18 protein-coding genes are annotated in these 20507 nt (G+C 67.6%); 10 read left to right on the plus strand and 8 right to left on the minus strand.

Annotated elements, in window-relative coordinates; all coding sequences use genetic code 11:
• The first annotated feature begins 115 nt into the window (after positions 1–115).
• The 6 genes from AC1ZV1_RS01730 to AC1ZV1_RS01755 all read left to right on the plus strand — a co-directional run bounded on the left by AC1ZV1_RS01730 (position 116) and on the right by AC1ZV1_RS01755 (position 6077).
• A complete protein-coding gene (locus AC1ZV1_RS01730; protein WP_081519530.1) occupies positions 116–670 on the plus strand; it encodes a UPF0149 family protein in 555 nt (184 codons plus the stop codon).
• Between the two features lie 8 nt (positions 671–678).
• A complete protein-coding gene (pepP, locus tag AC1ZV1_RS01735; RefSeq protein WP_484295262.1) occupies positions 679–2013 on the plus strand; it encodes a Xaa-Pro aminopeptidase in 1335 nt (444 codons plus the stop codon).
• A 1-nt stretch (position 2014) separates the two neighbouring features.
• Entirely contained in the window at positions 2015–3199 is a 1185-nt protein-coding gene (gene ubiH / locus AC1ZV1_RS01740; protein ID WP_484295263.1) for a 2-octaprenyl-6-methoxyphenyl hydroxylase, read from the plus strand.
• A gap of 4 nt (positions 3200–3203) precedes the next feature.
• Positions 3204–3686, plus strand: coding sequence for a DUF4442 domain-containing protein (locus AC1ZV1_RS01745; RefSeq protein ID WP_484295264.1), 483 nt, complete (start codon positions 3204–3206; stop codon positions 3684–3686).
• Positions 3687–3736: 50 nt separating this feature from the next.
• Entirely contained in the window at positions 3737–4954 is a 1218-nt protein-coding gene (locus tag AC1ZV1_RS01750; protein ID WP_484295265.1) for a 2-octaprenyl-3-methyl-6-methoxy-1,4-benzoquinol hydroxylase, read from the plus strand.
• 121 nt (positions 4955–5075) lie between these two features.
• Positions 5076–6077: an extracellular solute-binding protein gene (locus tag AC1ZV1_RS01755; protein ID WP_484295266.1), complete on the plus strand. Its 1002-nt coding sequence runs from the start codon at positions 5076–5078 to the stop codon at positions 6075–6077.
• Here AC1ZV1_RS01755 and AC1ZV1_RS01760 read toward each other — a convergent pair whose 3' ends face one another.
• Complete coding sequence (locus AC1ZV1_RS01760) at positions 6078–6467, minus strand: hypothetical protein (protein WP_484295267.1); 390 nt, start codon at positions 6465–6467, stop codon at positions 6078–6080.
• 173 nt (positions 6468–6640) lie between these two features.
• Here AC1ZV1_RS01760 and AC1ZV1_RS01765 point away from each other — a divergent pair, with 173 nt between their 5' ends.
• The 4 genes from AC1ZV1_RS01765 to gcvP all read left to right on the plus strand — a co-directional run bounded on the left by AC1ZV1_RS01765 (position 6641) and on the right by gcvP (position 13127).
• The gene (locus AC1ZV1_RS01765; RefSeq protein ID WP_484295268.1) at positions 6641–8260 is read left to right on the plus strand and encodes an ABC transporter permease; all 1620 of its coding nucleotides are present in this window, start codon (positions 6641–6643) and stop codon (positions 8258–8260) included.
• Positions 8261–8372: 112 nt separating this feature from the next.
• On the plus strand, positions 8373–9455 hold the full coding sequence (gcvT, locus tag AC1ZV1_RS01770) for a glycine cleavage system aminomethyltransferase GcvT (RefSeq protein ID WP_484295269.1): 1083 nt from the start codon (positions 8373–8375) through the stop codon (positions 9453–9455).
• A 67-nt stretch (positions 9456–9522) separates the two neighbouring features.
• A complete protein-coding gene (gcvH, locus tag AC1ZV1_RS01775) occupies positions 9523–9912 on the plus strand; it encodes a glycine cleavage system protein GcvH (RefSeq protein ID WP_484295270.1) in 390 nt (129 codons plus the stop codon).
• Between the two features lie 338 nt (positions 9913–10250).
• Entirely contained in the window at positions 10251–13127 is a 2877-nt protein-coding gene (gene gcvP, locus AC1ZV1_RS01780) for an aminomethyl-transferring glycine dehydrogenase (protein ID WP_484295271.1), read from the plus strand.
• Positions 13128–13261: 134 nt separating this feature from the next.
• Here gcvP and AC1ZV1_RS01785 read toward each other — a convergent pair whose 3' ends face one another.
• The 7 genes from AC1ZV1_RS01785 to AC1ZV1_RS01815 form a co-directional block, all read right to left on the minus strand.
• Positions 13262–13483 (minus strand): hypothetical protein, encoded by a 222-nt coding sequence (locus AC1ZV1_RS01785; RefSeq protein ID WP_045213104.1) that lies wholly within the window; start codon positions 13481–13483, stop codon positions 13262–13264.
• A 107-nt stretch (positions 13484–13590) separates the two neighbouring features.
• Positions 13591–13917: a DUF2388 domain-containing protein gene (locus AC1ZV1_RS01790; protein WP_484295272.1), complete on the minus strand. Its 327-nt coding sequence runs from the start codon at positions 13915–13917 to the stop codon at positions 13591–13593.
• A 113-nt stretch (positions 13918–14030) separates the two neighbouring features.
• Positions 14031–14348 carry a DUF2388 domain-containing protein gene (locus tag AC1ZV1_RS01795; RefSeq protein ID WP_484295273.1) on the minus strand — a complete coding sequence of 106 codons (318 nt, stop codon included), beginning with the start codon at positions 14346–14348 and terminating at the stop codon, positions 14031–14033.
• Between the two features lie 90 nt (positions 14349–14438).
• A complete protein-coding gene (locus tag AC1ZV1_RS01800) occupies positions 14439–16808 on the minus strand; it encodes a tetratricopeptide repeat protein (RefSeq protein ID WP_484295274.1) in 2370 nt (789 codons plus the stop codon).
• Positions 16809–16942: 134 nt separating this feature from the next.
• Entirely contained in the window at positions 16943–18223 is a 1281-nt protein-coding gene (locus AC1ZV1_RS01805) for a c-type cytochrome (protein ID WP_484295275.1), read from the minus strand.
• The gene (locus AC1ZV1_RS01810; protein ID WP_484295276.1) at positions 18220–19809 is read right to left on the minus strand and encodes a GMC family oxidoreductase; all 1590 of its coding nucleotides are present in this window, start codon (positions 19807–19809) and stop codon (positions 18220–18222) included. Before AC1ZV1_RS01810 ends, AC1ZV1_RS01805 begins: the two co-directional genes overlap by 4 nt.
• Before the next feature lie 2 nt (positions 19810–19811).
• Positions 19812–20318 (minus strand): sugar dehydrogenase complex small subunit, encoded by a 507-nt coding sequence (locus AC1ZV1_RS01815; protein ID WP_484295277.1) that lies wholly within the window; start codon positions 20316–20318, stop codon positions 19812–19814.
• Between the last annotated feature and the right edge of the window lie 189 nt (positions 20319–20507).

A 20507-nucleotide genomic window follows, 5' to 3' on the forward strand; every position in this document is an offset into this window, starting at 1 on the left:
GCACGGCTGCCCGGCGCGTCGTCACATGGTCTTGCGGTGTGCGCCGGTGCTAGGATAACGGACCATATTCTATGCGCGGCGCCTGATGGCGCCTAGCCGTCACCCGGGTTCGATCATGTCCACTTCCAGCTCCGCCTACACCGCTTTCGCTGCCCTGCTCGCCGAGGCTGCCCTGCCCATTTCCCCCGCCGAACTGCACGGCCACCTGCTCGGCCGCGTCTGCGCCGGGTCCGGCTTCGACCAGGGCGAGTGGCTGCAGGCTGCCGGCGAACTGCTCGGTGGCGAGCCGGGCGAGCGCCTGGGCGCGGCACTGGGCGGCCTACTGGGCATGGTCCAGCAGGACTTCAGCCAGGGCGAGATGGCCGTGGTACTGATGCTGCCCAACGACGACGCGCCGCTGGCCGAGCGCGCCGTGGCCCTGGGCCAGTGGTGCCAGGGCTTCCTCGCCGGCTTCGGCCTGGCGCTGCGTTCCCCCAGCCTGTCCGACGAAGCCGACGAAGTGCTGCAGGACATCGCCGCCATCGCCCAGGTCGGCGGCCAGCTGGAAGAATCCGAAGACGGCGAGGCCGACTATATGGAAGTGCAGGAGTACCTGCGCGTCGCCCCGCTGCTGCTGTTCTCCGAATTCGGCAAGGTGCCGGCACCGGCCGAGAAACCCTCCCTGCATTGAGGTCGCGCATGATCCGTATCGCCAAGTCGGAATACGCCCGTCGTCGCAAGGCGCTGATGGCGCAGATGGAACCCAACAGCATCGCCATTCTCCCGGCGGCGCCGATGTACATCCGCAACCGCGACGTCGAGCACGTCTATCGCCAGGACAGCGACTTCCAGTACCTCACCGGTTTCCCCGAACCGGAAGCGGTGATGGCGCTGATCCCCGGCCGCGAGCATGGCGAGTACGTGCTGTTCTGCCGCGAGCGCGATCCGGAGCGTGAACTCTGGGACGGCCTGCGTGCCGGCCAGGACGGTGCCATCACCACCTTCGGCGCCGACGACGCCTTCCCCATCGGCGATATCGACGACATCCTCCCCGGCCTGATCGAGGGGCGCGACCGCGTGTACTACGCGCTGGGCGCCAACCAGGAGTTCGACCGCCGGCTGATGGACTGGATCAACGTCATCCGCTCCAAGGCCCGACAGGGCGCGCAGCCGCCCAACGAGTTCGTCGCCCTCGACCACCTGCTGCACGACCAGCGCCTGTACAAGAGCGCCGGCGAGGTGAAGGTGATGCGCTACGCCGCGGAAGTCTCCGCCGGCGCGCACATCCGCGCCATGCAGGCCTGCCGTCCGGGCCTCTACGAGTTCCACCTGGAAGCCGAGCTGGAATACGCCTTCCGCCTGGGCGGCGCGAAGATGCCGGCCTACGGCTCCATCGTCGCCACCGGCCGCAACGCCTGCATCCTGCACTACCGGGAGAACGACGCGCAGATCAAGGACGGCGACCTGATCCTGATCGACGCCGGCTGCGAGATCGACTGCTACGCCAGCGACATCACCCGCACCTTCCCGGCCAGCGGCACCTTCAGCCCCGAGCAGAAGGCCATCTACCAGCTCGTCCTGGATGCGAACATGGCGGCCTTCGACTACATCGCGCCCGGCCGCCACTGGAACGAAGCCCACGAGGCGACCGTGCGGGTCATCACCGCCGGCCTGGTGGAGCTGGGCCTGCTCAAGGGCGACGTCGACGAGCTGATCGAGCGCGAAGCCTACAAGGCCTTCTACATGCACCGTGCCGGCCACTGGCTGGGCATGGACGTGCACGATGTCGGCGAGTACCGCGTCGGTGGCGAATGGCGTGTGCTCGAACCGGGCATGGCGATGACCGTCGAGCCAGGCATCTACATTTCCCCGGACAACACCGACGTGCCGAAGAAGTGGCGCGGCATCGGCGTGCGCATCGAGGACGATGTGGTCGTAACCAGGACCGGCTGCGACGTACTGACCAATGGCGTGCCGAAAACCGTCGCCGAGATCGAAGCCCTGATGGCCGAGGCCAAGGCCCAGGCCGCCTGACATGCAACGTACGCAACTGGCCATCATCGGTGGCGGACTCGTCGGCGCAAGCCTGGCGCTGATTCTCCAGGCGGGCGCCCGCGAGCGCGGCTGGCAGATCGTGCTGGTCGAGCCCTTCGCCCCCGGCGATGCCTACCAGCCCAGCTATGACGCGCGCTCCTCGGCGCTGTCCTTCGGCAGCCGGCAGATCTACGAACGCCTGGGGCTCTGGCAGCAGATTTCCCAGCGTGCCGAGCCCATCACCCAGATCCACGTTTCCGACCGCGGCCGCTTCGGTGCCGCACGCCTGACGGCGGTGGAAGAGGGCGTTCCCGCCCTCGGCTATGTGGTGGAGAACGCCTGGCTCGGCCAGTGCCTGTGGCATGCGCTCGACCCGGACGTGGTGAGCTGGCGCTGCCCGGCCGAAGTGCGCCGGATGGATGCGCTGGGCGACGGCTACCGCCTGACCCTGGACGACGACTCGCAGCTGGACTGCGACCTCGCCGTGCTGGCCGATGGCGGCCGCTCCGGCCTGCGCGAGCAACTGGGCATCAACGTGCGCTCCTCGTCCTACGGGCAGACCGCGCTGATCGCCAACATCAGCCCGTCCGAAGCCCATCGCGGACAGGCCTTCGAACGCTTCACCGAGAGTGGCCCGCTGGCCCTGCTGCCGCTACCGGAAAACCGCTGTGCGCTGGTCTGGACCCGCAACGGCAGTGACGCCGAGCGGCTGCGCGCGCTGTCCGATGCCGCCTTCCTCGCCGAGTTGCAGGACGCCTTTGGCTACCGCCTGGGCACCCTGCGCCAGGTCGGCGTGCGTTACGGCTACCCGTTGGCCCTGACCGAGGCCGACGAGCAGATTCGCCCGCACCTCGTCGTGCTGGGCAACGCCGCCCACAGCCTGCACCCGATTGCCGGGCAGGGCTTCAACCTGTCGCTGCGCGACGCCAAGGCCCTGGGTGACCGCCTGTTGCAGGAAGAGGCCGCACCGGGCGATTTCGCCGTGCTGCAGCGCTACCTGGATGGCCAGCGCCTGGACCAGCAGATGACCGTCGGCTTCTCCGACCGCGTCACCCGGCTGTTCTCCAATGCCCAGCCGTTGCTGGCCACCGGCCGCAACATCGGCCTGCTCGGCCTTGATCTGCTGCCGCCGGCCAAGCGCTGGTTCGCCCGCCAGGCCATGGGCCTGGGCGCCCGACCGGTCTGAACCGATGCTCGCACGCAAGAGTTCCCGTCGCGCCCGCCTGCTGCGTCTTGGCCTGAACCTCTACCCGCCCTACCTCGGCGCCGGGGTGCGGGTACGCCACATCAGCCCGGACTTCCGCGAGATCCGCGTGAAGATGGGCCTGAACCTGTTCAACCGCAATTACGTCGGCACCCAGTTCGGCGGCAGCCTGTACAGCATGACCGACCCCTTCTTCATGCTGATGCTGATGGAGAACCTGGGACGCGACTACATCGTCTGGGACAAGGCCGCCAACATCGAGTTCGTCAGCCCCGGAAAGGGGCCGGTGTATGCCGACTTCCGTATCGACCAGCACCTGCTCGACGACATCCGCGAGCAGACCGCCGCGGGCGAGAAATACCTGCCGCGCCTGCACGCCGACGTGCGTGACGGCGAAGGCACCCTGGTGGCGCGGGTGCAGAAGACCCTGTACGTCCGGCTCAAGCCGCGCGCGCGGCAGGCCGCTTGAATTTCGATGCCCGCGCCAACGCTGCGCGGGCCGCTGAAGAAGGAACGCACATGCACGCGGATCTGGTTATCGTCGGGGCGGGAATGGTCGGCAGCGCGCTGGCCCTGGCCCTGGAAGGCAGCGGGCTGGATATCCTGCTGCTGGACGGCTCGCCGCTGAGCGTCAACCCGTTCGACCGCGAAGCGCCCTTCGAGCCGCGCGTCAGCGCGCTGTCCGAGGCCAGTCGGCGCATCCTCCAGCGCCTGCATGCGTGGGACGGCATCGCCGCCCGGCGCGCCGAACCCTACCGCGAGATGCAGGTATGGGACGGCTCGGGCACCGGACAGATCCACTTCAGCGCCGCCAGCGTGCATGCCGAGATGCTCGGTCACATCGTCGAGAACCGCGTGGTGCAGGATGCCCTGCTGGAGCGCCTGCACGACTCCGCCCTTGGCCTGCTGCCCAACGCGCGGCTGGAACAGTTGCGTCATTCCGGTGACGACTGGCTGCTGAGCCTTTCCGACGGCCGCGAAATCCGCACACCGCTGGTGGTTGCCGCCGACGGCGCCAACTCCGCCGTGCGCCGCCTGGCCGGCTGCGCTACCCGCGAATGGGATTACCTGCACCACGCCATCGTCACCAGCGTGCGCTGCGAGAAACCGCACCAGGCCACCGCCTGGCAGCGCTTCACCGATGACGGCCCGCTGGCCTTCCTGCCGCTGGCGAAGGAAGGCGACGCGCACTGGTGCTCGATCGTCTGGTCGACCACCCCCGAGCAGGCCGAGAAGCTCATGGCGCTGGACGACGAGAGCTTCCGCAAGGCCCTGGGCCTCGGCTTCGAACATCGCCTGGGCGCCATCGAACATACCGACCGCCGCCTGTGCATCCCGCTGCGTCAGCGTCACGCCAAGCGCTATGTCGAGCCGGGGCTGGTGTTGATCGGCGACGCTGCGCACACCATCCACCCGCTGGCCGGGCAGGGCGTGAACCTGGGCTTCCTGGATGCCGCGGTGCTGGCCGAGGTGATCGAGCATGCCCACGCCCGTGGCGAGAACATTGCCGAGGAGCGCGTGCTGAGCCGCTACGAGCGTCGCCGGATGCCGCACAACCTGGCGATGATGGCGGCAATGGAGGGCTTCCAGCGGCTGTTCCAGGCCGACCCGCTGGCCGTGCGCTGGTTGCGTAATGCCGGCCTGCGGCTGGTGGACAAGCACCACGAGGCCAAGGGGGTATTCGTGCGCCAGGCGCTGGGGCTCTCGGGCGACCTGCCAAGCCTGGCACGGGTGTAACACGGGCCGCCTGCGGTCCCGTACCGCACCCTGTCGAAACACCTCGACACAAACACGCGGCTCGTTAGCAAATGAGGTTCCTTATCATTTGCGGGATATCTTCCCTGCAAAGGACACGCTCATGCTCGTGCGCAAAGGTCTTCTCGCCACCCTCCTGCTGGCCGCCCTCGGTAGCACCGCCCAGGCCGCCGACGAAGTGGTGGTTTACTCCTCGCGCATCGACGAGCTGATCAAGCCGGTGTTCGACGCCTACACCAAGGCCACCGGGGTGAAAATCACGTTCATCACCGACAAGGAAGCGCCGCTGATGGCGCGGATCAAGGCCGAAGGCGCCAATACCCCGGCCGACCTGCTGCTCACCGTCGACGCCGGCAACCTGTGGCAGGCCGAGAAGATGGGCATTCTGCAGCCCTTCGATTCGCCGATCCTGGATGCCAACATCCCGCCGCAGTACCGCTCCAGCACCGACAGCTGGACCGGCCTGTCGCTGCGTGCGCGGACCATCGCCTATTCGACCCAGCGGGTGAAGCCCGAGGAACTGTCGACCTACGAGGAACTGGCCGATGCGAAGTGGGAAGGTCGCCTGTGCCTGCGCACCGCGAAGAAGGTCTACAACCAGTCGCTGACCGCCACCCTGATCGAAACCCACGGCGCCGAGAAGACCGAACAGATTCTCCAGGGCTGGGTGAACAACCTGGCCACCGACGTGTTCTCCGACGACAACGCGCTGCTCCAGGCCATCGCCGCCGGCCAGTGCGACGTCGGCATCGTCAACACCTACTACTACGGCCGCATGCACAAGGACAATCCGCAGCTGCCGGTGAAGCTGTTCTGGCCGAACCAGGGCGACCGTGGTGTGCACGTCAACCTGTCGGGCATTGGCCTGACCAGGCACGCGCCGCACCCGGAAGCCGCGAAGAAGCTGGTGGAGTGGATGACTGGCGCGGATGCCCAGTCGCTGTTCGCCGGCATCAACCAGGAGTTCCCGGCCAACCCGACAGTGGCGCCGTCGCAGGAAGTGGCGGCCTGGGGTGAGTTCAAGGCCGACAGCATCCCGGTGGAAATTGCCGGCAAGCGCCAGGCCGAGGCGATCAAGCTGATGGACCGCGCCGGCTGGAACTGATCAGGACTCCGGTTCTGCCGCTTCCGGTGCCGGCTGGGCTGCTGCCTCGCCAGCGCCAGGCTGCTGCACCTGGTACTGCACGGAGAGCGGCTTGCCGCTCTCCGTCAGCAGGCAGGTGAACTGCCCGGCGACCTTCTCGCCCTCACGTATCTTCGCCTTCAGCGCCTTGCTCGCATGCTGCCCCTCGATATCTCCGTCGTAGGCTTCCTCCCGCAGCGAGCCATGGTCCAGCCAGGACTGCTGCCAGCGCTCCTGCATCGTCGGATCGCCGGCAAAGGTGCGCGAGGCGAGGTCCAGGCAACCTTCGATGGGCGTGGGCGCGTCGTCGGCAAACGCCGGCCCGCAGAGGGCGACGAAGAGCAGGGCAGGCAGGGCGCGGAGGGCTGGCATGGGCTTTTTCCTTGGGCAGCGGAGTGGCAAAGTGGCGGATTCGACCGCAGTACCTTGTGCTTTATCCCTGTCTTCTGAGGATCGGGCGAATTCGAGTTCAACGCTGGAAGTTTCCGTAACTGAATCGGACGCTTCCCCCGTGAACGCCACTTGAAGTCTGGATGCACCGACGCATGCGCGCCAATCGCTGGACCCCCATCACATTCGCCGTCGCTGCCCTGGTGCTGCTGCCCATCAGTGTCCTCTTGCTGAGCTGGGCGGAGATCGACCGCGAAATCTGGTCGCACCTGTGGGACACCCAGATGATGCGTCTGCTGGGCAACACCCTGGTGCTGGTGGGCGGCGTGGGTGTCGGCGTGACCGTGCTGGGCGTCAGCCTGGCCTGGCTCACCAGCCTCTGCGAGTTCCCCGGAAGGCGCTGGCTGGACTGGGCACTGATGCTGCCCTTCGCGGTGCCGGCCTATGTGCTGGCGTTCGTCTTCGTCGGCCTGCTGGACTTCTCCGGGCCCGTGCAGACGCTTCTCCGCGAGTGGTTCGGCAGCGGCCTGCGGCTGCCCCGCGTGCGCTCCACCGGCGGTGTGATCACCGTGCTGGTGCTGGTGTTCTACCCCTACGTCTACCTGCTCGCGCGCACCGCCTTTCTCGCCCAGGGACGCGGCCTGACCGAGGCGGCGCGGGTGCTCGGGTTGTCGCCGCTGGCCGCCTTCTGGCGCGTCGCGCTGCCGATGGCGCGGCCGGCCATCGGCGCCGGGCTGGCGCTGGCGATCATGGAAACCCTGGCGGATTTCGGCACCGTCTCGGTGTTCAACTTCGATACCTTCACCACCGCCGTCTACAAGACCTGGTACGGCTTCTACAGCCTCTCCAGCGCCACCCAGCTGGCCAGCCTGCTGTTGCTGTTCGTCATGCTGGTGCTGCTGGGCGAGCGCTACGGCCGTGGCCGCAGCGGCGCGCCCAACGAGCGGCCGCGCGGCGCCGCGCTGTACCGGCTGCACGGCTGGAAGGCCGTCGCCGCCAGCGCGTGGTGCGTGCTGGTGTTCGCCTGCGCCTTCGTCATCCCGGTGCTGCAACTGGTGGTCTGGGTCTGGCAGAAGGGCCGTTTCGACCTCGACGAGCGCTACTGGGGCCTGATCCTGCACAGCCTCTATCTGGGCGGCTTCGCGGCCTTGCTGACGGTCGCGGTGGCACTGCTGCTGGCCTTCGCCCGGCGCCTGTCGCCAACGGCGGCGGTGCGCTCGGCAGTTGGCATTGCCAATCTCGGCTATGCGCTGCCCGGCTCGGTGCTGGCGGTGGCGATCATGCTGGCCTTCAGCTGGCTGGACAATCACGCGGTGATCCCGCTCTCCAGCACCCTGGGCGGCGCCGGCAAGCCGTTGCTGCTGGGCAGCCTCGGCGCGTTGCTGGTGGCCTACCTGATCCGCTTCATGGCGGTGGCCTACAACCCGCTGGAAGGCGCGCTGGCGCGCATCCGGCCGTCGCTGCCGGAAGCGTCCCGCAGCCTCGGCGTCGGCGGCACCGGCCTGTTTCTGCGCGTCTACCTGCCGCTGTTGCTGCCGGGAGCATCGAGCGCTGCGCTGTTGGTGTTCGTCGACGTGCTCAAGGAAATGCCGGCGACCCTGCTGATGCGCCCGTTCGGCTGGGACACGCTGGCGGTGCGTGTCTTCGAGATGACCAGCGAAGGGGAGTGGGCCCGCGCGGCGTTGCCGGCCCTGACGCTGGTGCTTGTGGGATTATTCCCGGTGATCGGCCTGATCCGCCGATCCGCGCGCCAGAGCGGTTCTTCTCGGCCCTGAGAATCGGCCGTCGGACAAGCTGTCCAGAGTCCGGTCATGCGACTACAATGCGCGCGTTTCGTGCGGGCCGTACTCGCGCTCCGCACCCGCCTCGCCCGGAAGGAGAACACCCATGGGACAGCGCACGCCGCTCTATGATTTGCACGTCGCCCTCGGCGCCAAGATCGTCGATTTCGGCGGTTGGGACATGCCGTTGCATTACGGTTCGCAAGTCGAAGAGCACCACCAGGTACGCCGTGATTGCGGCGTGTTCGACGTTTCCCACATGACCGTGGTGGACGTCACCGGTCCGCAGGCCAAGGAATACCTGCAACGACTCCTGGCCAACGACGTCGAACGACTTCAGGTTCCGGGCAAGGCGCTGTACAGCGGCATGCTCAACGAACGCGGCGGGGTGGTCGACGACCTGATCGTCTACCTTGGCGTGTACGGCTACCGCGTGGTGGTCAATGCCTCCACCCGCGACAAGGACATGGCCTGGATGCAGGCCCACACCGAAGGCTTCGACGTCACCCTGACCGAGCGCGCGGACCTCGCGATGCTCGCCGTGCAGGGGCCGAACGCCCGCGAGAAGGCCGCCGATCTGGTCACCCCCTCGCGTGCCGCGCTGATCCGCGAACTCAAGCCCTTCCAGGGCAAGGCCGACGGTGACTGGTTCATCGCCCGCACTGGCTACACCGGTGAGGACGGCCTGGAAATCATGCTGCCGGCCGTCGAGGCACAAGGCTTCCTCAACGACCTGGTCGGCGCCGGCATTTCCCCGGCGGGCCTGGGCGCGCGCGACACCCTGCGCCTGGAAGCCGGGATGAACCTCTACGGCCAGGACATGGACGAGGACGTCACCCCGCTGGCCGCCAACATGGGCTGGACCATTGCCTGGGAGCCCGAAGGCCGCGACTTCATCGGTCGCGCGGCGCTGCAAGCGCAGAAAGCTGCCGGGGATGCGCCCAAGCTGGTCGGCCTGGTGCTGGAAGAGCGCGGCGTGCTGCGTGCCCACCAGGTGGTTCGCGTCGCCGGTGTCGGCGAAGGCGAGATCACCAGCGGCAGCTTCTCCCCGACGCTCGGCAAGTCCATCGCCCTGGCCCGCGTGCCGGCGGCCACCGGCGACCGCGCCGAAGTGGAAATCCGTGGCAAGTGGTACCCGGTTCGCGTCGTTCAGCCGAATTTCGTGCGTCATGGCAAAGCCCTGATCTAAATTGCATGATCTAACTTAGAAGAGGGCGGCATCGCCGCCCGTCGCCCAGTCCTCGAGGAACAACAAGATGAGCAATATCCCCGCCGACCTGCGTTACGCCGCCAGCCACGAGTGGGCGCGCCTGGAAGCCGACGGTAGCGTGACCGTGGGCATCTCCGACCATGCCCAGGAAGCCCTGGGCGACGTGGTCTTTGTCGAACTGCCGGAAGTGGGCAAGACCCTTGCTGCCGGCCAGGAAGCCGGTGTGGTCGAGTCGGTGAAGGCCGCCTCGGACATCTACGCCCCGGTGGGCGGCGAAGTCATCGCCGTCAACGACATGCTGGCCGACACCCCCGAAGAAGTGAACAACGACCCGTACGGCTCCTGGTTCTTCAAGCTCAAGCCGAGCAACCCGGCCGAGCTGGACAAGCTCCTCGACGCCGCCGGCTACCGCGCTGCCAGCGACGCCGACGCGTAAGACACTGCTGTAAACACAGGCCTCGACTCGTCGGGGCCGGCAGGGTCTGTTGGCATTTCAGCGCGACCGCGACGGAGCCGCATTTTGCGCAGGGCGAGGCGCGAGTCGTGTGGTTTGGCATTCCCAACGAACGATGAGTAACGAAGCGCTGCGCAAAATGCGGCCCGTCCCTTCGGGTTGCGCGGCAAATCACGCCATGCGTCGTTGCGGGGCTAGGCAAGGGAACACCATTACCGTTGCCCCGCGTCTAGCCTGGCGTGATTTGACGCAGCAACGCGGTTCGCGCTGAAACGCCAACAGACCCTGAATTTACGGACCGACCTTTCGAGACCGTGGCCATGTCGAACACCCCTTCGCTTTCCCAGCTGCACCAGCCTGATGCCTTCCTCGCCCGCCACCTGGGCCCCGACGCCGCCGAGCAGCACGCCATGCTCGAGACCCTCGGGCTCGGCAATCGCGACGACCTGATCGTGCAGACGGTGCCGCCGGCGATCCGCCTGAACCGGCCGCTGGACCTGCCGACCGCTCTCGACGAACAGGGCGCACTGGCCAAGCTGAAGGGGTACGCGCAGAAGAACGAGCTGTGGACCAGCCTGATCGGCACCGGCTACTACGGCACCCTGACCCCCACCGTCATCCTGCGCAACGTGCTGGAGAACCCGGGCTGGTACACCGCCTACACCCCGTACCAGCCGGAGATCGCCCAGGGCCGTCTCGAATCCCTGCTGAACTTCCAGCAGATGACCATCGACCTCACCGGCCTCGATCTGGCCAGCGCCTCGCTGCTCGATGAAGCCACCGCTGCCGCCGAGGCCATGGCCCTGGCCAAGCGCGTGGCCAAGGCCAAGAGCAACCTGTTCTTCGTCGACGTGCATTGCCATCCGCAGACCCTCTCCGTGCTGCAGACCCGCGCCGAGGCCTTCGGCTTCGACGTGGTGGTCGACGAGGTGGACAACCTCGGCCAGCACGCCGTGTTCGGCGCGCTGCTGCAGTACCCGGACAGCCGCGGCGACATCCGTGACCTGCGCCCGGTGATCGACGCCCTGCACGCGCAGCAGGCCATCGCCTGCGTCGCCAGCGACCTGCTCGCGCTGCTGCTGCTCACCCCGCCGGGCGAACTGGGCGCCGACGTGGTCCTGGGCAGCGCCCAGCGCTTCGGCGTGCCGATGGGCTACGGTGGCCCGCACGCGGCGTTCTTCGCCTGCCGCGACGACTACAAGCGCGCCATGCCCGGTCGCATCATCGGCGTTTCCAAGGACGCCCGTGGCAACACCGCGCTGCGCATGGCGCTGCAGACCCGCGAGCAGCACATCCGCCGCGAGAAGGCCAACTCCAACGTCTGCACCTCGCAGGTGCTGCTGGCCAACATCGCCAGCCTGTACGCCGTCTACCACGGCCCGCAGGGCCTCAAGCGCATCGCCCAGCGTGTGCAGCGCCTGACCTCCGTGCTGGCCGCCGGTCTCGCCGCCAAGGGCGTGAAGATCGTCAACCAGCACTTCTTCGACACCCTGACCCTGGACGTCGGCGCCCAGCAGCAGGTCATCCTCGAGCGCGCCCGCGCCGCCCGCGTGAACCTGCGCATCGTCGGTGAAGACCGCCTGGGCGTGAGCCTGGACGAAACCACCAGCGCCGCCACCCTCGGCAGCCTGTTCGACATCATCCTCGGTGCCGGCCATGCCCTGAACGTCGCCCAGCTGGACGCCGGCAAGCTCGCCGATGGTATTCCTGCCGCCCTGCAACGCAGCAGCGACTACCTGACCCACCCGGTCTTCAACCGCCACCACAGCGAAACCGAGATGCTGCGCTACCTGCGCCAGCTCGAAGGCAAGGACCTGGCGCTGAACCAGGCGATGATCCCGCTGGGCTCCTGCACCATGAAGCTCAACGCCACCAGCGAGATGATCCCGATCACCTGGCCGGAATTCGCCAGCCTGCACCCCTTCGTGCCGCGCGAGCAGGCCGAGGGCTACCGCCTGATGATCGAGGAGCTGGAAAGCTGGCTCTGCGCGATCACCGGCTTCGACGCCATCTGCATGCAGCCCAACTCCGGCGCCCAGGGCGAGTACGCCGGCCTGCTGGCGATCCGCAAGTACCACGAGAGCCGCGGCGATGCGCACCGCAACATCTGCCTGATCCCGTCCTCGGCCCACGGCACCAACCCGGCCTCGGCGATCATGGCGAGCATGCGCGTGGTCATCGTCGAGTGCGACAAGGGCGGCAACGTCGACCTGGAGGATCTGAAGCGCAAGGCGGCTGAAGCCGGCGAGCAGCTGTCCTGCCTGATGATCACCTACCCCTCCACCCACGGCGTGTACGAGGAAGGCATCCGCGAGATCTGCGAGGTCATCCACAGCCACGGTGGCCAGGTCTACATGGACGGCGCCAACCTCAATGCCCAGGTCGGCCTCGCGCGCCCGGCGGATATCGGCGCCGATGTCTCGCACATGAACCTGCACAAGACCTTCTGCATTCCCCACGGCGGTGGCGGCCCGGGCATGGGCCCGATCGGCGTGAAGAAACACCTCGCGCCTTTCGTCGCCAACCACCCGGTGATCCGCATCGAAGGCCCGAACCCGCTGAACGGCGCGGTGAGCGCCGCGCCCTGGGGTAGCGCGAGCATCCTGCCGATCAGCTGGATGTACATCGCCATGATGGGCCCGCAGCTGGCCGACGCCACCGAGGTGGCGATCCTCAACGCCAACTACCTGGCCCAGCAGCTCGATGGCGCCTTCCCGGTGCTCTACCGTGGCCGCAACGAGCGCGTCGCCCACGAATGCATCCTCGACCTGCGCCCGCTCAAGGCGCAGACCGGGATCAGCGAGGAAGACGTGGCCAAGCGCCTGATGGACTACGGCTTCCACGCGCCGACCATGTCCTTCCCGGTGCCCGGCACGCTGATGGTGGAGCCCACCGAGAGCGAGTCCAAGCATGAGCTGGACCGCTTCATCGAAGCGATGCTGTCGATCCGCGCGGAGATCGCCAAGGTCGAGACCGGCGAATGGCCGGCCGAGGACAACCCGCTCAAGCGGGCGCCGCACACCTTGGCGGACGTGACTGGTCTGTGGGACCGCCCCTACCCGATCGCCGACGCGGTGACCCCGACCGAGCACACCCGCGCCTTCAAGTACTGGCCGGCGGTGAACCGCGTGGACAACGTCTACGGCGACCGCAACCTGTTCTGCGCCTGCGTGCCGGTGGACGATTACCGCGAGTGAGCAGTGCGACGGCGTGACTGTGCGCTGAACTGAAAAAGCCGCCCGAGGGCGGCTTTTTCATGGGGCTTTCGTAGCTGTGAGCCACGCTCGCGATCACGGGCTTGGCCCGCTTCTGCAGGTGAATGCCGCGGGGCTCAGGGCTTGAGCTGCAGCCGGCCGATCAGGCGGATCAGGAACACGAACAGCAGGATCATCAGCACGTTGCTGAGCATGCCGATCAGGTTGTACAGGGCCGAGGGCAGCAGCGAGTAAATCTCGAGGCCGACCACGCTGAGCAGGCGGCTGAGCAGCCAGAAGCCTTCACTGACGATCAGCAGGATGAGGGTGATCTTCAGGGGCTGGATGGGATCGTTCATGGGACACTCCGTGTCGAATCGGGAGTGTCAGTAGATCACAAGGTCGGCTGCGCGGCGCGTCCAGCGGCATAGCCCGTGACACGCGCCACGGGCCGCGCCGGTGTGTGTCACGGGGCGGATGCGTCATCGGGGCGGACGAGGATGGCGTTGGCCAGTTCCATGTCGCTGCGATCCTGCAGGGCGGCGTCATCGCTGCGCAGGCGGGTGAGGGCGGCTTCCAGGTAGGGGCCGCGGATGGCGCCGTCACTGGCGACGAACGCGCTCGCATCGTCCTGGGCGGCGACGATCAGTTTGTCGTGCTTGAAGGTCAGGTAGGTCGACGCGGTGGTGGCGCCGGACGAGATGACGTCACGCCAGAAGCCGCCGTCGGCCATGGCCGAGGCAACGGGCAGGACGAGCAGGGCAAAGGCCGTGGCCAGTTTCGCGGTACGCATCATGTACACCTTTTCTGAAGGTCCGTGTACAGGTGAGAGGCGCGATGCTCGCCAGGAGTTCCAGGAATTTCCGGTCGAGGTACGCGAGCGGTCGCCCGCGCACCCCGCGGTGATCAACGCTGGGCAGCGAGGATCGCCGAGGCCAGTTCAGCGTCGCTGGCTTGCGCCAGGGCCGGGTCGGCGCTGCGCATCTGCTGCAGCGTGGCTTCCAGGTAGGGGCCGCGGATGGCGCCATCGGTGGCGATGAAGCTGGCAGCGTCGTCCTGGGCCGGGCCGATCAGCTTGTGGTCGTCATGGCTGGTCAGGTAGCTCGAGGCGGTGGTGGCGCCGGAGGTCAGGACGCTACGCCAGAAGTCGCGATCTTCGGCCATGGCAGAGGCGAGGGGAAGCAGGGTGAGGGCTACGACAACAGGAGCAAAACGGCGACGCATGATGGTTCCTTGAGTGATTGCGCGCCACTCAGAGCGTCGGAAAATTCAGCGGTTCCTTCCTGTCGTCGGAAATATCTACCTTCCTGACGGTCACTCCCGCTTGAGCGAGGGATCGTCCGGGTTCTGCTGCTCCAGCTCCGCAGCGAGCTGCTGCACTTTCTGGAATTGCCCGGACTCACGCAGGTAATCGATCAGCACCAGCCGCGCCGCCCGGTTGGCCGGGTGCTTCTGCAGCAAGGTTTCCAGCTCGTGGCAGGCGCCATCGAGGTCGCCGCTGTCGTGCAGGGCGATGGCCAGCACATAGCGGAACTGGTCGTCGTCCGGCGCCAGCCGCACCGCTTCGCGCAGCTCCTTCAGGGCCTGGGCGCGTTCACCCTGGCGTACCAGGGCAAGACCGTTGACGTGATGCAGCAGTCCGGAGGTGGGCTGCCGGCGCAGGCTGTCGCTGAGCCACTGGCGTGCGTCGGCGTCACGGCCGTTGGCTTCCAGCCACTGGAACAGTTCGACGCGGGCCGGCAGGTAGTCCTCGTCGCGCGCCAGGGCGGCGCGCAGGGCGGGCTCTACCCGCTCCGGGTGGCCGCTGCGCTCATAGAGCATGGCGAGGTTGAAGTTGGCTTCGGCGCGCTCGGCGAGGTCGTTCTGGATCGCTTCGTACTCTGCCAGGCCCTGGCTCAACTCGGGTTCGATGCCAGCCAGCAGCGCTGGCGGCAGTTGTGCCAGCTGCCAGGCGGCGGCGCTGCGCACGGCCCGGATCGGATCGCTCAGCAGCGGCACGAACAACAGCAACTGTTGCTGGGGAGAGGCGAGCAGCGGCAGCGCCTGGACGGCGCTGTGGCGCACCAGGGGGTCGGCGTCCTTCAGGCCCAGCGCAACCAGCTCGGCCGAGCGCGGGCTGGGGTAGTTGGGCAGCTCGGTGAGCAGGGTGGCGCGGCGGATCGCCGGCAGGTTCGCGTCGGCCAGCAGCAGGTGCAGGGCGCGGGAGGCGCCGGGTTTGCCATTGCGCGCCTTCCACAGGGTGTCGTCATAGCGGGGGGCCGGGTTGCTGGATGCACTGGGCTTGGCTGGCAACTCGCTGGCGAACCACTGGCGGAACGTCGAGCTCAGTTGCTTCGCCGGCATGTCGCGGTGGCAGGCCTGGCAGGCGTCAGGCGCACCGATGCGGCGGGCGTGGACCGGATCGGGCAGGGTGAATCCGTGGTCGTGGCGGTAGTCGTTGACCATGTAGTAGCGCCCCGGCATGTGGCAGGAGGTGCACTGTGCGCCGGCGCTGCCGGGCTGATGATGGTGGTGTTCGGGCGAGTCGTAATTCTTCGCCTGCAGGCCCTTGCCGTCGATCTGCGGGCGCAGCGGCGTGCCGGCGGTGTTGTGGCATTGCAGGCAGACACCGTTGCCCGGCGCCTTCAGCTCGCCGCTGTGAGGGTTGTGGCAGTCGGTGCATTGCACGCCCTTGGCGAACATCTTGCTCTGGGTGAAGGAGCCCCACTCGAAGACCTCGTCCTTGATCTTGCCGTCGATCTCGTAGAGCTCGCGGGTCAGCGTGCTGGGCAGGTAGTCGTCCATGAAACGGTGGTTGTTCTGGAAGCCGTCGGCGATGGGGGCGCGGCGGGCGTGGCAGCGGGCGCAGGTCTCGATGACGGTGGCCTGGCTGGCGTTCTGCAGCGGCACGTCAAAGCCTCGGCTGGCGCTGCGGTCGGGCTTCTGCGCCCACTCGAGGTGTTTCGACGCCGGCCCGTGGCAGGCCTGGCAGCCGACGCCAAGGCTGTTCCAGTGGCTGGCGAAGCTGTCGGTCTTTGCATCGTAGTGACGCTTGAAGCCGGTGGTATGGCACTCGATGCACATGAAGTTGGCGTTCTGTGCGGGGCGCGTCCAGTGCAGCTCGTCCTTGAAGTCGATCCGCTGTCCGGGCATCAGTTGGAACCACCGGTGCTTGCGGCTATCCCAGGCCACGCCGAGGGCCTGCAGGCGACCGCCCGGCTTGCCGGTTGCGTCGGGATACTCGAGCAGGTACTGCTGCAGCGGTTCGACGCCGAAGGTGTAGGCGACCTTGAAGTCCGCCGGTTTGCCATCGGCGCCAGGCGTGTTGACCCAGTACTCGCCGTCCTTGCGGAAGAAGCGGCTGGTCTCGGTTTCGCCCTTGAAGGTGATGTCGTCGAAGTCGCCCAGTACGTTGCCTTCGGTGGCCGGCTTCATCGCCTGCTGGTGATGGGAACCCTGCCAGTCGCTGAATTGCGCCTGGTGGCAGCCCTGACATTGCTGTTCGTTGACCAGCGTTGGCGTTGTGGGCGGCGTCACGCTTGCCGTGGGGCTGGTTGACGGCAGGACGGGGAGAGTGGCGCCATCGTGCTCGAGCCACCACCCGAAGCCGATGACCAGCACCAGCAGCACGCCGGCAAAGGCCGCCATCCAGCCGCGACGGAGGCGGGGCGACGGGCGGGGGACAGGCTTCTTCGGCTGGGACATTCGACTTCCGTTGTTCTTGTGACAGCTCCAGGAACCGCCGCAGCTTCGGTGAGGGGCGCCGGACTGTCAACGAGAAGCCGAGCGGCAGGCGGAATCGCCGGCGCCCCACCGGGCAAAAGGTGTGGCGCGGCGGGTCAGGGCTGGCGGATTTCCGCGACCCGGGCGCTGTCGACTTTCACCTCCGGATTGCCGAATTGCGCGGTGAGGTAGTTCACCAGGGCGGCGATCTGCTCGTCGTTCAGCGTGCCGGCGAAGCCGGGCATGAAGACGTCCTCGTTGCCGACCTTGCGGTGCACGCCGCCGAGTACTACCTGCACCAGGTTGTCCGGTTGCAGGGCGCCCACTGCGCTGTTCTTCAGCAGCATCGGGTAATAGCCGTCCTTCACCCCTTCGCCGCTCCAGGAGTGGCAGCTGGCACAGTTGCCCAGGTAGAGGCGGGCGCCGTCGTCCTGCTTCTGGGCGGCGAAATCCTGGCCGCGCAGGGTGATCACGTCGTCCGCCGGCTCACCCCAGGCGAAGCGCGACTTGCGCTCACCCTCGCTGACCGCCGGAACACTGCGCAGGTAGCTGGCAATGGCCTGCAGGTCGGTGTCGGTCATGTACTGGAAGCTGTGTTCCACCGCCTCGGCCATCGGGCCGGCGGCCTGGGCCTTGCCCGGCACGCGGCCGGTCTTGAGGTACTGGACGATCTCCGCGTCGCTCCAGCCGCCGATGCCGCTGTGGGTGTCGGGGGTGATGTTGAAGGCGTACCAGCCGCCCAGCGCGGCACCTGCGAGGAAGCCCGTACTGCGCTCGTCCATGGCCTTCTCCTGGAACGCGATGCCACGCGGCGTGTGGCAGGTGCCGCAGTGGGCCAGGCCCTGGACCAGGTAGGCGCCGCGGTTCCAGGCAGGGCTCTGCTTGGGGTTGTTCCTGTAGACGGAGTCGTCGTGGAACAGCAGGTTCCAGATCGCCAGCGGCCAGCGCATGTCCAGCGGCCAGGCGATGTCGGTGTCCTGGTTGGGCTGGGCCACGGCCTGTACGCCGCCCTCGAGGAACCAGGCGTAGAGCGCCTTCATGTCCTCGTCGTTGACTTTCGCGTAGGCGGTGTAGGGCATCGCCGGGTAGAGCCGGGTGCCGCCCTTGGCCACGCCTTCGCGCACGGCACGGGCGAAGTCGTCGTAGCTGTAGCTGCCGATGCCGGTCTTCGGGTCGGGCGTGATGTTGGTGGAGTACACCGCGCCCAGCGGCGTGGCCAGTGGCAGGCCGCCGGCGAAGGGCTTGCCACCGGGTACGGTGTGGCAGGCGGCGCAATCGCCGGCGCGGGCCAGGTATTCGCCGCGTTGCAGCAGTTCCGGGGATGCCGGGTCCAGCGCCTTGGCGGCATGGACGGCCAGCGGTGCGGCCAGCAGGGCGAGGAGCAGGAGACGCTTCATGCCTTGGCCTCCCGCTTCAGGTGCTCGGCCAGGCGCAGGGCCAGGGCGGCGATGGTCAGGGTGCAGTTCACCGAGCCGACCGTGGGCATCACGCCGCTGCTGGCGATGAACAGGTTGGGGTGGTCGTGGGTGCGGCACTGGGCGTCCACCACCGAGTCCTTCGGGTCGGCGCCCATCAGCACGGTGCCGGTGATGTGGTTGTTGTTGGCGAAGCTGTCGTCGAACGTCACGTCCTCGCCGCCCAGCAGCTTGGCGGCGTGGGCATAGACCTCGCGGGTGTGCACGGCGCTCTTGCGCACGTAGTCGTCCATCGCATAGGTGAACTCGGGCTTGGCGATGCCCGCCGCGTCGCGCTCGGTGGCGCTGGGCACGATGCGGTTCTCCGGGTGCGGGAGGATTTCGTGGAAGCTGTCGAAACGCACGAAGCGCGCGGCGCGGTCGCGAATCTTCGCCTCCAGGTCATGGCCCAGCAGCAGGGGGCCGTGACGGATCAGCTCGGCGGCGACCTGGTCGGTACGCGAGAGGTTGGACAGGTGGATCTTCTTCGAGGCGTATTCGCTGCGGAACGCACCGTCGCGGAAGCCCACCATGGAGGTCATCTCCTGCGGCCCGCGTCCCGGCCAGAGCTTCTCGTCGGCGTAGAACTGCACCGCGGTGCCGGGGTGATCCATGAGGTTGCGGCCGACCATGTCCGAGCTGTTGCCGACTTCGGACATCAGCATCAGCTTGGGCGTCTCGATGCCGTTGGCGGCGAGGATGAAGGTGTCGCCCTCGACGCGCACCTCATTGCCTTCAGGGTCCTTGTACAGCGCTGCGACGATCTTGCCGCTCTCGCCTTTTTCCAGCTTGAACACCACGGCGTTCTCGATCAGCCGGGCGCCGGCGGCCTCGGCCTTCTCGACGTGGACGATGCCGTTGTACATCGCGCCGATGGGGCAGATCGGCATGCAGTTGTTGTTGCCGCAGCAGGTCGGGCGGCCATCGTAGGGACGGCTGTTGCGCGCCACCGGTTCGGTGACCACGCGATAGCCGTTGGCGTTGAGCAGGGTCTTGATGCGCTGCTCGTTCCACGACAGCGGTAGCGGCGGCATCGGGTAAGGCAGGCTGCGCGGCGAGTCGAGCTCCTCGTCGCCGGGGCCCCAGACGCCGAGCTCCTCCTCGGCGCGCTGGTACCAGGGCTCCAGCTCGGCGTATTCGATGGGCCAGTCGCGGCCCACGCCATAGAGGCTGAGCAGCTTGAAGTCGTTGGGCAGGAAGCGCCAGGCGGACGCCGCCCAGTGCCAGGTGGTGCCGCCAACGGCGCGGATGTACTGCACGTCGTAGGGGTGTTCGCCCTTCTGGATCAGGTAGTGGTTGTCCGGTTTGAATTGCGGGTGCGGCGCGTGCGGGCTGGACGGGTAGGGTGCCTGGTTGTCGGACTTGTCCGCCTGGTTGCGGAAGCGCTCGACGATCTCCCAGCGCCCCATGCGTGGGCCGGCTTCGAGGATCAGCACGTCCTTGCCGGCCAGGGCCAACTGATGGGCGACCAGTGCGCCGGCTACGCCGGAGCCAACCACCACGAAATCCGCGCGTTGTGTATCGGCCATGCTCACGCCCCCCGCTCGGTGGGTTGCGCGGCCCAGAAGCCCGGCTTGTTCGGGCAATAGCTGCGGATCACCAGCACGTCGTCCACCGCGCGGAACATCAGCGCCTGTTCATAGGTGACGACGGTGGCGCTGGTGTCATCACCGACCTGTCCCAGGTACCAGCCACCGAGAATCTGCCGGGCCAGCCACTGCTGGCGCTCGTTCCAGCTGTCCGGGGCGTCGCCGAGGCCGTCGAGCAGCTCGGCCAGGCTCTGCTTGAGTGCGGTGTCGCGCTGCGCCAGGGCCTGGAACAGGCGCTGGCCGATGCGCGGGTCGAGGTTGCTGCGCCCGGTGAGGCGCTGGGAGAGGGTCATGAAGCCTTCCAGTTCCGTCGCTGCCTGGGGCGTCAGCGCAGCCCAGGTGCGTGCGGCAGGGCTGAGCAGCACGCCGCCGGCAGCGGCGCTGGCACAGGCCACCGCCAGCAGGCGACGGCGTGAAAGGGGAAAGGCGGGCAGTGGTGCCTCGGACATGACGACCTCTCTTGCAACAGGCGAACGGTTGGGGAGCGCGGTCTGTCGCCGCTTGAATCGTGACGCTGGGTGCTTCCATCGGCCACGCAGCCGGTCCGTCGGTCGGACTGGCGATAGCGTGCCCAGGCCCTTAGTATTGCCGCTTGTTCAGATTCTGCCGGGCGAATCACTTTGCCGGCGGCTCACTCC

The organism is Pseudomonas sp. BB438 (assembly GCF_057180225.1).

Bases quoted from the DNA above. Each gene is read 5' to 3' on its own strand.
- AC1ZV1_RS01730 (WP_081519530.1), top strand. From the start codon at position 116: ATGTCCACTTCCAGCTCCGCCTACACCGCTTTCGCTGCCCTGCTCGCC.
- pepP (WP_484295262.1), top strand. From the start codon at position 679: ATGATCCGTATCGCCAAGTCGGAATACGCCCGTCGTCGCAAGGCGCTG.
- ubiH (WP_484295263.1), top strand. From the start codon at position 2,015: ATGCAACGTACGCAACTGGCCATCATCGGTGGCGGACTCGTCGGCGCA.
- AC1ZV1_RS01745 (WP_484295264.1), top strand. From the start codon at position 3,204: ATGCTCGCACGCAAGAGTTCCCGTCGCGCCCGCCTGCTGCGTCTTGGC.
- AC1ZV1_RS01750 (WP_484295265.1), top strand. From the start codon at position 3,737: ATGCACGCGGATCTGGTTATCGTCGGGGCGGGAATGGTCGGCAGCGCG.
- AC1ZV1_RS01755 (WP_484295266.1), top strand. From the start codon at position 5,076: ATGCTCGTGCGCAAAGGTCTTCTCGCCACCCTCCTGCTGGCCGCCCTC.
- AC1ZV1_RS01760 (WP_484295267.1), bottom strand. From the start codon at position 6,467: ATGCCAGCCCTCCGCGCCCTGCCTGCCCTGCTCTTCGTCGCCCTCTGC.
- AC1ZV1_RS01765 (WP_484295268.1), top strand. From the start codon at position 6,641: ATGCGCGCCAATCGCTGGACCCCCATCACATTCGCCGTCGCTGCCCTG.
- gcvT (WP_484295269.1), top strand. From the start codon at position 8,373: ATGGGACAGCGCACGCCGCTCTATGATTTGCACGTCGCCCTCGGCGCC.
- gcvH (WP_484295270.1), top strand. From the start codon at position 9,523: ATGAGCAATATCCCCGCCGACCTGCGTTACGCCGCCAGCCACGAGTGG.
- gcvP (WP_484295271.1), top strand. From the start codon at position 10,251: ATGTCGAACACCCCTTCGCTTTCCCAGCTGCACCAGCCTGATGCCTTC.
- AC1ZV1_RS01785 (WP_045213104.1), bottom strand. From the start codon at position 13,483: ATGAACGATCCCATCCAGCCCCTGAAGATCACCCTCATCCTGCTGATC.
- AC1ZV1_RS01790 (WP_484295272.1), bottom strand. From the start codon at position 13,917: ATGCGTACCGCGAAACTGGCCACGGCCTTTGCCCTGCTCGTCCTGCCC.
- AC1ZV1_RS01795 (WP_484295273.1), bottom strand. From the start codon at position 14,348: ATGCGTCGCCGTTTTGCTCCTGTTGTCGTAGCCCTCACCCTGCTTCCC.
- AC1ZV1_RS01800 (WP_484295274.1), bottom strand. From the start codon at position 16,808: ATGTCCCAGCCGAAGAAGCCTGTCCCCCGCCCGTCGCCCCGCCTCCGT.
- AC1ZV1_RS01805 (WP_484295275.1), bottom strand. From the start codon at position 18,223: ATGAAGCGTCTCCTGCTCCTCGCCCTGCTGGCCGCACCGCTGGCCGTC.
- AC1ZV1_RS01810 (WP_484295276.1), bottom strand. From the start codon at position 19,809: ATGGCCGATACACAACGCGCGGATTTCGTGGTGGTTGGCTCCGGCGTA.
- AC1ZV1_RS01815 (WP_484295277.1), bottom strand. From the start codon at position 20,318: ATGTCCGAGGCACCACTGCCCGCCTTTCCCCTTTCACGCCGTCGCCTG.